Origin of the sequence: Snodgrassella communis (assembly GCF_914768045.1) — a bacterium.
GTDB lineage: Bacteria > Pseudomonadota > Gammaproteobacteria > Burkholderiales > Neisseriaceae > Snodgrassella > Snodgrassella communis.
The window spans coordinates 91,345-103,142 of the sequence record NZ_CAJZCD010000002.1; the positions used below are offsets into that span (position 1 = coordinate 91,345).

The following is an 11,798-nucleotide window of genomic DNA, read 5'->3' on the forward strand; positions in this document are numbered from 1 at the left end:
ATTATTATCCTTGAACGTGATTTGTGTTTAGCTTAAAGGGCGCATTATAACTAATATTTAATTTTACGCGAAATGCTTGGATAAAGTAAAAGCTTTAAAACCGGCCAGCTGAAAGATACTCAGCTGGCTGGTTTTCTGATAATTAAAATAATCAGCTGTATAATCCAGAGAGGTAATGATCGGCATCCAGTGCCGCCTGACACCCAGATGCTGCGCTGGTAATGGCTTGACGGTATATGTGGTCTTTAACATCACCGGCGGCAAATACACCCGGGATATTGGTTGCACCCACATTGCCTTCATTACCACCTTTGGTAATCAGATAGCCGGTAGCATCCATATCCAGCTGCCCTTTGAATATCTGTGTATTTGGTTGATGACCGATAGCAATGAAGATGCCGGTTATGGCAAGAACTTCGCTTTCATTTCCGGCGTAATTAATACGTACAGCATTGACACCGCTGTCGTCACCGAGAATTTCATCTACGGTGGCATTGAGCTTAAGAATGATTTTGCCTTCTTTTACCCGTTCCAGCAGTTTATCTATCATAATTTTTTCGGCTCGGAAGCTGTCTCGCCGATGAATAATGGTAACAGTACGCGCGATATTGGCCAGATACAGAGCTTCCTCAATTGCAGTATTGCCTCCGCCAACTACAGCTACATCCTGATCTTTATAGAAAAAACCATCACAGGTGGCACAGGCTGAAACTCCCCGTCCTGCAAAAGCTTCTTCGCTGGGTAAGCCTAGATATTTGGCTGACGCACCTGTGGCGATGATAAGAGCATCACAGCTATAGCTGCCCATATCTCCGGTAAGGGTGAACGGGCGATGCTGTAAATCCACCTGATTGATGTGATCGAAAATCATGTTGGTGCCAAAGCGTTGAGCGTGTTCGAGAAAACGTTGCATCAGCTCAGGCCCCTGTACACCATTGACATCAGCCGGCCAGTTATCTACTTCGGTTGTTGTCATTAATTGACCACCCTGTGCCATGCCGGTAATCAGAGTAGGTTTTAAGCCGGCACGGGCAGCATAAACGGCAGCGGTATATCCTGCCGGCCCGGAACCAAGAATAATTAAGCGGCTGTGTGTGAGTTCTGTCATGACAATTCCTTATTATTGTAGCAATGCTGGGATGAAACGATAGTAGTAACTGTACCACAATACCCGCAGATGATTAAATCTTCCGGCATTGACTCGACAAGAAGGTATTTTGTCTACAGTGCTGTCAAATGGTAAATTTTAATGATGATTTTCAGCAATGCCATGCAGATGATATTGCTTGCCACAATAAGGACATTCGATGCTGCTGTTTGATTGAATTGGTAAAAACACCCGTGGATGACCGTTCCATGTTTCGTTTTCTGGGCCGGTACAGATCAGGGGTAAATCATGTGGAGTGATGGTGGTAACGGGCTGGGCAGTAGTATTCATTATATTTCCTTGGATATGTTCAGAACTATTATGCGAAACAGGCCTGATTACAATTAATATTTTGTTAATCAGGCCTGCTGCTTGCTGCTTAGTCGATATAAGTTAACCAAGATTCATACTTGGCATTTTTGCCATGTACAATTTCAAAATAACGTTGCTGAATTTCAGTGGTTAACGAACCTCGGGCGCCACAGCCGATAACACGACCATCCATTTCACGGATTGGCGTGACTTCAGCAGCCGTGCCTGTGAAAAATACTTCATCAGCGCAATAGACTTCATCACGGGTAATGCGTTTTTCAGTGACAGATAACTGCATATCGGCGGCAATTGCCATTACAGTACGGCGGGTAATTCCGTCTAGAGCAGCATCCAGTGCCGGAGTATAGAGTTTGCCATCATTGACAATAAAGATATTTTCGCCCGAACCCTCGGCTACAAAACCATTTGCATCCAGCATGATGGCTTCATCGTAACCATTGCGTGTTGCCTCAGTATTCGCCATGATGGAATTCATGTAATTGCCATTGGCTTTGGCCTTAATCATGGTGATATTTGGATGATGACGGGTAAATGAGCTGACTTGTACGCGAATCCCACGCTGCATGCCTTCTTCACCCAGATAGGCACCCCACGGCCAGGCAGCAACAATTACCTGTACGTCATTCAGATCTGGACCCACGCCTAGTTTGTTCGAACCGTAAAAAGCCATTGGACGAAAATAGCATGAATTCAGTTTGTTGGCTTTAACTACTTCAATATGCGCCTGATTAATCTGTTCCGGCGAGAAGGGCAGGTTCATGCCGGTAATTTTAGCTGAATTAAACAAGCGTTTGGTGTGATCCTGTAAACGAAAAATGGCAGTTCCTTGCTGAGCTTCATAAGCACGTACGCCTTCAAAAACACCCATGCCATAATGTAATGTGTGGGTTAATACATGGGTTTTGGCATTGCGCCAGTCAACAAGATTGCCGTTAAACCAGATAAAACCGTCGCGATCGGCCATAGACATAGTAAAACTTCTCCAAAATAAGACATTAAGCTGCGTGGCCGGAACTCTGTCTTGCAATGGATAGGGCGAGGCAGAGCTGATGACTTGGGCAGTACAAAAAAATGGTAAAAGCAGCCTATGGTCTTAGTTTTAGCCAGTGGCTGCTGTTACTTTATGTAAACATAAATATTATACACTGCCTATTTTACTTGCCAATGCTGAAAACAAGGACAGTTTTTGCTAAAAAGTAGTGAAATCGTTTAAACTGTGTTGCTTCTTGGATAAACAGGATGGTATCTGGCATATAATTGTTTTTTCATAAAACAGTATATTACAGGGTGGATAAGCATGAAGATTATTTATACATTAATAAAAATAGTGGTATTGCTGGCGTTATTATTACTGACTGTTAGCAACACCCAATTGATTGCATTTAATTATCTGCCTGGGCAGATGGTGAATTTACCGTTAATTGTACTGTTGCTGATATTTTTTATTATCGGTGCGGTTTTCGGTGTTTTTGCTATGTTTGGTCGTCTGCTGCACCTGCGCAGTCAGGTTAATCAGTTGCAGAATCAACTTAATAAACAGGCTAAAGCTGCCAGCCAGTCTGTGCCAACAGATAATATTGTCGTTACCACCACAGCGGCAGAAACCAATAATACTAAGCAGATGAAGGCAAGCAATTAGTATGGATAGTAATGATTTCTGGATGTGGCTGGCACCAGTTATTCTGTTACCGGTATTTTTCGCTATGGGGTGGTTTGCTGCACGTGTGGATATGCGTGCAGTGCTGAAGCAGGCGAAAGCCATTCCGGATGGATTTTATAAAAGTCTGGATGCTCTAGTGGAGCGTAAAAGTGCGGTAGCAGTGCGGGAGCTGGCAGAAGTGGTAGATCAGCAGAATGATGCTCGCCAAAGCACTTACGAGCTGCATTTGACTTTGGGCAAGCTATATCGCCAACGCGGTGAAAACGATAAAGCCATTGCCCTGCACCAGAGTTTGTTGCAATTGCCAGAAACCATTGCAGAACGTCGTGATACAGTAGCCTTTGAGCTTGGTCAGGATTATCAGGCTGCCGGTCTGGTCGATCGTGCAGAACAGATCCTGGTTGGCTTACTTAATGGCAGTAAAGCCAAACAGGCGCGGCAGATTCTGCTGAATATTTATCAGCAGGATCGTGATTGGGAAAAAGCCATTAAGCTGGCGGAGGAACTCAGCACCGGTGACCAGACTTATCAATTTGAGATTGCTCAGTTTTATTGTGAGCTGGCACAACTGGCTTTGTACCAGTCTGAATACAATAAAGCGCGTGAATATATTTTTCAGGCGCTGGCTGTAAACCGCAAATGCAGTCGTGCCAATATGATTATGGGTGATGTTGAACTGAAACAGCAGAATTATCAGGCTGCAATAGATGCCTATAGTGCTATCGAAAAGCAGAATTATGAGTATCTGAGTCTGGTAGGTGAACGCTTGTATGATGCTTATGATGGTTTACAGAAAGCGGCTGATGGAATTGAGGTCTTGATTGGCTTTGCACAGACTTTCCCGCAGCTGGATTTGTCTGGCGTGATTTATGAAAAATCTCTGCCTGTCTTTGGTGAAGACAGAGCCAGAGAAATCGTTATTGATTTGGTGCGACGCAGGCCTACTCTTACCGGAACGTACCGTTTATTAGGGGTATTGCAGAGCAATATTAATCCGAAATGGAAAGTTGATGTTGATATGATGCGTTCGGTAGTGGGCATGCAGATGCAGAAATCTGTGATGTACCGCTGCCGCCATTGCCATTTTAAGTCACAGGTTTATTTCTGGCACTGTCCGGCCTGTAATAAATGGGAAACATTTACGCCTAATCGTATTGATGTTTAAATCTTCTAATAAGCTTTGGATCGGCCAGTCAGCTCTGGCTGCATCCTGCATTGATCAATGAAATTCACTACTTAAATTACAATTGATATTTTATAAATTTGAGTAGCTGCCTCTTTTATTTACTTGCTATTTCCGAATAATATGAATCCATTAATGCTTGATACCACACTGATTAATCAGCCAGCAAAACCAGTGATTGTGGCACTTGATTTTGCCAATGCCGAATCAACACTGGACTTTGTACAGCAGCTGAATCCGAATTTGTGCCAACTTAAAATCGGCAAGGAGTTATTCACTGCCACTGGGCGCTATCTGGTAGAACAACTGGTATTACAAGGCTATCGGGTTTTTCTGGATTTAAAATATCATGATATTCCTAACACCGTTGCTTCCGCCTGTAAAGTGGCTGCTGATATGGGGGTATGGATGGTAGACATGCATGCTTCGGGAGGGCGCAGAATGATGGAGGCTGCTGCCGAAGCTGTGAGCAATTGCAGCCAGCCACCATTATTGATTGCGGTGACGGTTTTAACCAGCATGACGCAGGCTGAATTGGCTGAAACAGGTTTGAGTTCGCCAATAGAGGAAGTGGTAATGCGTCTGGCAGAACTCACTCGCCAATCAGGACTGGATGGGGTGGTTTGTTCTGCTCAGGAAGCCTCCTTGTTACGCCAGCAATTGGGAGAAGAATTTTTACTGATTACACCCGGTATACGCTTGCACGATGCAATTGAGGACGATCAGCGTCGGATTATGGCGCCTAAAGCAGCTCTGGCTGCTGGTAGCAGCTATCTAGTAATGGGGCGGCCGATTACTCGAAGTGAAAATCCAGCTGAGGTACTGCAACAAATCAATAACGGTCTGATTTAGGTCGGTATAACATCAACGTAAAAATGCCTGCTAGCGTATGCTGAAAGCAGGCATTTAATCCATTAGTTATTAATATTGATTAGCCGGTTAACTGTTTGCTAATCAGTTTTTTTACTGGCGGCATATTATTGCTGATACGTAATACCAATGAGCGAATCAGGCGCGCTGGTTGGCTGTCATTGGTAAACAAAGATACCATCGCATTTGTACCATGATACAGTATACGGGTATGTGGCATATGTTGTCTCTGGTACTGTGCTAGTAAGGATTGACTGGCAATATCTTTGCCTTTGTCTACAGCTTCATTAATTAGTTTGGCTAATATGTTCACGCCACTTAATCCCAGATTAAAACCGTGTGCTGTTACCGGATGCATGCCAACAGCAACATCACCAATTAAAGCGCTGCGCTGAGCGTAAAATGCGTTGGCATGAACGCCGACAAGCGGATAGTGATGAATGGTACTGACAAGATGCATTTCACCAAGTTTTCCTTTTAGCTGTTTGGTAATATCTGCTGCCAGCTGCAAGGGAGACATATCCAGAATTTCACCCGCATGTTCATTGTTAATCGTTACCACACAGTTTGTGAGGTTTTCTTCCAATGGTAGCAAGGCAAGAGTACGGCCGTAGTGGAAACATTCCAAAGCAGTATGCTGATTACTCAAGGTATGGCGCATGCGGAAAACAATAACTGTACGCCCGAAATCATGAATCTGAGCAGAAATACCTAGCTGGCGGCGTGTATTGGAAAAACGGCTGTCGGCAGCAATCAGTAGCTTTGCGCAGATAGTCTGGCCATTATCAAGAGTGGCTTCGATCTGATTGGCAGCTTCATTTCTTACGTCAACAATACTGTGTCCGGTTATGAAATTGACATTGTGAAATGATTGTACAGCTTCATATGCAGCACGTCGTATATGATGATTACTGATGAGAAAACCTAGTGAGTTGGCGGGTTTGCCGCGAGCCATGGTCGGCTGCTCAAAATGTAGCTGATAATTCGAGCTGCCATTTATTACTTTGGCATCGCGCAGGGGATAAATTTCATTGGCTGGAATTTTTTCCCACATATCCAACTGTTGCATCAATTCCTTTGAATAATGTGTCAGAGCTATTTCTCTGCCATCAAAAGGTGGTTGTGCCAGCGTAGTCAGTTCCTGTTTTTCTACCACAGTAATTGACAGTCCTGAAGGAGCCAGCGCGCGCGCCAGACTTAGTCCGGCAGGACCGGCTCCAACAATAATGACATCAGTTTCTTGGCCTGAACATAAAGACACATTATTTGCTGTCATAAAATCTATTCCCGAATGAATATATCCAATACCGTGTTAGGATAACTGAAAATCGGCATGAATCCTATCTTCTTTGGTCAAAAAGTTAATAAAAGTCAAGCTTAGTATACAGTTTGCGGCTCTGTTAAAATCATGGAAATGGTATTTATATATAAATGGTTACTCGTATGGCTAAACACTCTTTTCAGGATCAATTGCAGCAACTGGGTAAACAGGCTAAAGCTAATCGCTTAGCCCAAGAGCAGCAAAAGCAGATAAAAGCTGCACAAAAGCAACAGACAGATATTAGCTTTACTGAAGCGATGGGTAAGGATGTCATTCCATTAAAGGCTAGAAATCAGTTTCAGCATCCGCGTGACAATGCTCCGATTAAACCGCGATCGCAACAGGAAGAATCACTTAACCATGCCAGCTATTTTTACATTGGTGAAAATCAGCAGGATGCAGCACCGGCAGTGTTCAGTAAAAATGGTCGTGGAAAGGCTGATATCCAGCGTCTACAGTCCAAACATTGGCCGATTGTGGCTTATGTTGATTTACATGGCTATCGTCAGGAAGAAGCACAGCAAGTGCTGAATGAATTTATTGATTATATCCAGCAATATGGTGTAGTGGGCGAGATAGTTCATGGCAGCGGGTTGGGGTCGAGAGATTTTCAGCCGGTTTTAAAAACGCTGGTACGACGCTGGCTGATGGCTCATCCGGAGGTGCTGGCCTATGCGCAGCCAAATGAACGCAATGATGGTGCTGTCTATGTATTGGTTAAAAAGAAACACCGTACAAAGAATTGGGAGTGATTTATTTTCAAATAAACAGTATTCACATGTTAAAACTAAGACAAAACAAATAGAATCTCAACTTGAGCCAAAACAGATGTCTATGTGTACTAATCTATCAGGGCACAAACTCTAATAGCTGATGCAGACGATAAACAAATAAGTTATTTTAAAATTTAAATCGGTATGAAAAATGGTATTTAGATCTATCTGAGCGATTATGATGTTTAGTTGTATAGCCAAATGGTTGCAGTCTCTAAGACAAAAAATGCCTACTCAGGCCTCAATATTTGCTTCAGCGTGGTTTAAACCTTTTGCACGCTGGTTTGATCGCCCGTATTACTGGCAATTGAATCGTGAGCGTGCAGCTTCGGCTGTAGCAGTAGGGATGTTTTGCGGCTTAATGCCCGGACCTACGCAAATGCTCAGTGCTTTGCTGGTTGCCTATGTTGTGCGCACGAACTTACCTCTGGCATTGCTAACTACACTTTATACCAATCCACTAACTTATGTGCCATTATATTATTGTGCCTATCAGATTGGTGCCAGATTAATGTATGGCCAGTGGGGACATCAAATGCCAGCTTTTCCCGATTTCACTATGGGGCATCTGGGCGTTGAGCTGTGGCAGTGGCTAATTTGCTTTGGCAAGCCTTTGCTCTTGGGGGTGCCTGTGCTGGGTGTAATACTGGCTGTTGTCGGTTATATTCTGGTTTGGAATGGTTGGCAATGGTTTACCAGCAGGCATACAAACACCGGCGGTCAGAAATAATATTATGCAACGTCCCCTAACATGCAATGAACTGAATCTGGTTAGAAAAATTCTGGGTAATGCCGCAGACTGGTCACGGGTGCAAATTGTCTGCGGTGCGTGGTGGCTGCTACATCCGCATGCAGCCATTACCTGTGGCAATCATATTATTTTTCCAGTAGCTTACTATGCAGATGATTTTACACAGACCAGTTTGAGCCGACAGGCGTGGCTCATACATGAATTAATGCATGTTTGGCAATGTCAGCATGGTTTCCCAATTATACTTGCTGGTGTCTGTCTGACACTGAAAGCGGGTTATTATCAGGCACGTGCCTACCGCTATCCGCCTTTAAGCACCATTAAAAGCCTTGGACGGCTAAATATGGAGCAGCAGGCTCAGTTGGTGCAGGATTATTTTCTGGCACTCGTCGGAGATAAGCGCCACCAGCCTTTTTTGGTGCATTTTCGTCGCCTGCTTAAGCCGTTAATCCGCCATCCCGATAATCGTCGTTTACTGCCACATTACTAAACATTCAGCTGTATTGGTCAACTATCTTGGGTTATCCGGTTAAACTGTTATAATCAGCGCTTAATTTTCTTGCCGGAGTAATTCATGTCTGTATTTGAGGTAGCAGCGCAGCAACTGCATAGTGTACGTGATTTTTTACGCTTTGCTGTAAGCCAATTTGAAGAAGCTGGGCTGTTTTATGGTCATGGTAATGATAGTGCCTATGATGAGGCGGCCTATCTGATTCTGCATACCTTACATTTACCACTGGATACACTAGAACCATTTTTAGATGCACGCCTGCTGGAAACAGAAAAATCAGTCTTGCTGAAATTGATACAGCGCCGTATTAGCGAACGAATTCCAGTTGCTTATCTTACTAATCAAGCCTGGCAGGGTGAATACGAATTTTACGTGGATGAACGGGTGATTGTGCCGCGTTCATTCATCTATGAGCTTTTAGGTGAACCTTTGCAGCCATGGATTGAATACGATGAGCTGGTACACAGGGCACTGGATTTATGTACAGGTAGTGGCGCGCTGGCAATTCAGTTGGCACATTGTTATCCGGATGCGCTAATAGATGCTGTTGATATTAGTCTGGATGCACTTGAAGTGGCTGGCATCAATGTTGAGTCCTACGGTTTGCAGGAACGCATTAGCCTGATTCATACCGATTTATTCACAGGTATCGATACTAGCTATGATTTAATCGTGTCTAATCCCCCCTATGTCGATGCTGAATCCGTGGCGCAATTACCAGATGAATACCTACATGAACCGGAGCTGGCGCTAGGCAGTGGTACTGATGGGCTGGATGCGACCAGACAGATTATCCAGCAGGCAGCCAAATACCTGAATCCGCATGGTGTATTACTGGTTGAAATTGGTCATAACCGCGAAGTACTGGAGCAGGCATTTCCCGAACTACCATTTACATGGATGTCCACCAGTGGTGGTGATGGTTTTGTGTTCCTGCTAACTCGAGAACAGTTATTGGGTGAAGTATAAATTGTTGCTCATCTGATCAGTTTGCCTCACCGTACAATTATGGTGTATTTACCATAATGTAAACGGCAGACTGACCAGATTGCTATTGTAATAGCGAGGATCATCTGAAACTTCCTGTCCAATCCAGTCAGGTAAAACAATCTGCTGATTCGCGTGACTCAATTCAACTTCAGCCACAATCAGCCCCTGATTGGCACCTAAAAATTCATCTACTTCCCATACAAGATTATTTAAGCGTATGTGATAACGGTATTTTTCAATTACTGGCTGTTCAACCATATAACGTAGCATATGCTGAGCGTCTTCAACAGGTATCGAATATTCAAATTCAGTTCGCGTAATGCCTTGATTAGTACTTTTAATGGTGAGCCAGGCTTGAGTATCACAGACACGGACACGTACAGTTCGCTCCTTGATAGTAGACAGATAGCCCTGACAAAAATATATAGCAGGTGCCAATCCCCGCCAGCCATTACCTTCTACCAGAAATTTACGTTCAATTTCTTCCGCCATAATCAGTATTTGCCATTAAGTCATGTGTTGAATGAAAAGCACCAGAAACTGCCTGACAGTTATCTGGTGCAGATATATATTAAGCTTAATAATAACAGTTACAAAGCCAGTTTATTAGCAATAGCATTAAACATTAGCGATGCTTCCAATGGCTGCTCCAGCATGGATGGCTCAGCTTTAGGCCATGTTGACCATTGTACGATAACCAGTTTCTGTGCCTGATTAACCATAATAATCTGCCCGTAAATACCTAATGCCCACATACTGTCTTGATTGTTCAAACCTGTTTTGGGCGCAACATTAGTTGCTGTGGCTGGAATGCTGTTATTCCACCATTCATAACCATAAGTACCTTCAGGATGTAGTTTGCTGACAGAATTTTTAGCTTTATTCCAGTTGCGTGCATCTTTCACCCAGTTTTGGGGCAAAATTTGTTTACCATTGGGCAATATACCGTTATTCATCACAAACAGGCCGAATTTACCCCAATCCTCAAGCGTGGCATTAAAACCATGAGCACCAACATCATGTTTGCCCACTGCATAGCTGTGCCATACACCGTCTCGGTTCATGCCATATGGCTGCCAGATTTTGTCCTGAAGATATTTGGCAATACTTACACCTGTGGCTTTTTCCAATGTATCGCCCAGTAACCATGCTCCGCCTGAAGAATACGACCAAGCTTTTCCCGGTTTGGCATAAGCTTTGCGTTTCGGATCTTTGACCAGATTGTTAACACAGGCATAAGTATTCGGATGAGCCTCACACTGGGTAAGCTGAGAGAAATCTGATTGCGGGTTGGTGTAATCTTCATTCCAGCTCACACCTGAAGTGTGCTGAAGCAGTTGGCGAATGGTAACATGTTCCCATGCCGTGCCGCGTACATCGTGATTGTATTTCACCACTTCATCATCCAGTGATTTGATTTTACCTTCTTTCAGCGCAACACCAATCAAGGTAGAAACAACCGATTTGCCTACAGAGCGAGATGTCCACAATGTAGTAGGGTTGTTACCATTGGCGTAGTAATCCCATACCACCTTACTATCTTTGATAACCATCATTCCATTGACATTGTTGCGCTTTAAATAGTCTTTCAGTAGATATAACTTTCCATTTAACTGATAACCTAGTTTAGAGAGATTGTGCAGTGCTCGTGGTAGTGGCTGACCATTGGCTGCATAAAATACATCAGCATCATAAGAGCGGTAATCATTACGGAAACCAATGGCACGCTGTTACTGATTCCAAGTGAGCATGTTTTTAACATCTGGCAGTTTGGTGTCAACTGGAGTAGGACAGTTGTTCAAATGCAATGATTTACAGCTATTCAGTGCTGGGCTGGCCTGAATATTAAAGGCTGTGGTTAGACAAAAAGCCAGTAAAACCGTTTTTATTTTCATATGTGAGGAATACATTAAATATCTCCAATTTGAACTTAAACAACTAAGTAAGCATTCATTAATATATACCAATAATATTATTTTCTTTTGCTGGAGAATATTTAGATATATATATGTCTGGAAAATGTATTTAGTTAAAATGTACAACCAAAATTTATATTTATATATTTATAAATTCAATTTTTTAGGTGTCAGTGTAGGCTAAAAGTTGCTATTAGCCAGTTTTATCTTTTCAAAACATGATTTTGAAACAGTAGAAGACTACTGGCAAATAAATTTCCTAATTTCTGTTTCAGCAAAATAAAATCGAAAACAGAATAGGGAGTATCCGCATCAGCTAATTATACATTGATGGATACCATGC

The 11,798-nt window shown here is 43.2% G+C and carries 14 protein-coding genes; 7 read left to right on the forward strand and 7 right to left on the reverse strand.

Features of this window, described 5'->3' with window-relative positions; genetic code table 11:
* Positions 1-151: 151 nt before the first annotated feature.
* From trxB to MJ761_RS02465, 3 genes are all read right to left on the reverse strand, one after another.
* Positions 152-1,108 carry a thioredoxin-disulfide reductase gene (trxB, locus tag MJ761_RS02455; protein ID WP_093090681.1) on the reverse strand — a complete coding sequence of 319 codons (957 nt, stop codon included), beginning with the start codon at positions 1,106-1,108 and terminating at the stop codon, positions 152-154.
* 138 nt (positions 1,109-1,246) lie between these two features.
* Positions 1,247-1,438, reverse strand: a complete 192-nt coding sequence (locus tag MJ761_RS02460) for a zinc-finger domain-containing protein (protein WP_037491685.1) — start codon at positions 1,436-1,438, stop codon at positions 1,247-1,249.
* Positions 1,439-1,526: 88 nt separating this feature from the next.
* A complete protein-coding gene (locus MJ761_RS02465) occupies positions 1,527-2,450 on the reverse strand; it encodes a branched-chain amino acid transaminase (protein WP_093090679.1) in 924 nt (307 codons plus the stop codon).
* Positions 2,451-2,777: 327 nt separating this feature from the next.
* On the opposite strand from MJ761_RS02465, the gene MJ761_RS02470 reads away from it, so the two are divergent.
* The 3 genes from MJ761_RS02470 to pyrF all read left to right on the forward strand — a co-directional run bounded on the left by MJ761_RS02470 (position 2,778) and on the right by pyrF (position 5,175).
* The gene (locus tag MJ761_RS02470) at positions 2,778-3,119 is read left to right on the forward strand and encodes a LapA family protein (RefSeq protein WP_080701853.1); all 342 of its coding nucleotides are present in this window, start codon (positions 2,778-2,780) and stop codon (positions 3,117-3,119) included.
* Position 3,120: 1 nt separating this feature from the next.
* Positions 3,121-4,305, forward strand: coding sequence for a lipopolysaccharide assembly protein LapB (gene lapB / locus MJ761_RS02475; RefSeq protein ID WP_093090677.1), 1,185 nt, complete (start codon positions 3,121-3,123; stop codon positions 4,303-4,305).
* Positions 4,306-4,446: 141 nt separating this feature from the next.
* Positions 4,447-5,175 (forward strand): orotidine-5'-phosphate decarboxylase, encoded by a 729-nt coding sequence (gene pyrF / locus MJ761_RS02480; RefSeq protein ID WP_093090675.1) that lies wholly within the window; start codon positions 4,447-4,449, stop codon positions 5,173-5,175.
* A 79-nt stretch (positions 5,176-5,254) separates the two neighbouring features.
* Here pyrF and ubiM read toward each other — a convergent pair whose 3' ends face one another.
* Positions 5,255-6,469, reverse strand: a complete 1,215-nt coding sequence (ubiM, locus tag MJ761_RS02485) for a 5-demethoxyubiquinol-8 5-hydroxylase UbiM (protein ID WP_093090673.1) — start codon at positions 6,467-6,469, stop codon at positions 5,255-5,257.
* 167 nt (positions 6,470-6,636) lie between these two features.
* Between ubiM and MJ761_RS02490 the strand changes: the two genes are divergently transcribed.
* The 4 genes from MJ761_RS02490 to prmB all read left to right on the forward strand — a co-directional run bounded on the left by MJ761_RS02490 (position 6,637) and on the right by prmB (position 9,518).
* Positions 6,637-7,266, forward strand: a complete 630-nt coding sequence (locus tag MJ761_RS02490; RefSeq protein WP_093090838.1) for a Smr/MutS family protein — start codon at positions 6,637-6,639, stop codon at positions 7,264-7,266.
* Positions 7,267-7,513: 247 nt separating this feature from the next.
* Positions 7,514-8,017 (forward strand): DUF2062 domain-containing protein, encoded by a 504-nt coding sequence (locus MJ761_RS02495; RefSeq protein WP_239392850.1) that lies wholly within the window; start codon positions 7,514-7,516, stop codon positions 8,015-8,017.
* Positions 8,018-8,021: 4 nt separating this feature from the next.
* Positions 8,022-8,528 (forward strand): DUF4157 domain-containing protein, encoded by a 507-nt coding sequence (locus MJ761_RS02500; RefSeq protein ID WP_093090669.1) that lies wholly within the window; start codon positions 8,022-8,024, stop codon positions 8,526-8,528.
* Between the two features lie 84 nt (positions 8,529-8,612).
* On the forward strand, positions 8,613-9,518 hold the full coding sequence (prmB, locus tag MJ761_RS02505; RefSeq protein WP_093090667.1) for a 50S ribosomal protein L3 N(5)-glutamine methyltransferase: 906 nt from the start codon (positions 8,613-8,615) through the stop codon (positions 9,516-9,518).
* 48 nt (positions 9,519-9,566) lie between these two features.
* Here the strand turns inward: prmB and MJ761_RS02510 are convergent, their stop codons facing one another.
* The 3 genes from MJ761_RS02510 to MJ761_RS02520 all read right to left on the reverse strand — a co-directional run bounded on the left by MJ761_RS02510 (position 9,567) and on the right by MJ761_RS02520 (position 11,449).
* On the reverse strand, positions 9,567-10,031 hold the full coding sequence (locus MJ761_RS02510) for a CYTH domain-containing protein (protein WP_093090665.1): 465 nt from the start codon (positions 10,029-10,031) through the stop codon (positions 9,567-9,569).
* Positions 10,032-10,129: 98 nt separating this feature from the next.
* Positions 10,130-11,260 (reverse strand): serine hydrolase domain-containing protein, encoded by a 1,131-nt coding sequence (locus MJ761_RS02515; protein WP_338054950.1) that lies wholly within the window; start codon positions 11,258-11,260, stop codon positions 10,130-10,132.
* Positions 11,261-11,269: 9 nt separating this feature from the next.
* The gene (locus tag MJ761_RS02520) at positions 11,270-11,449 is read right to left on the reverse strand and encodes a hypothetical protein (RefSeq protein WP_218060181.1); all 180 of its coding nucleotides are present in this window, start codon (positions 11,447-11,449) and stop codon (positions 11,270-11,272) included.
* Positions 11,450-11,798: the final 349 nt, after the last annotated feature.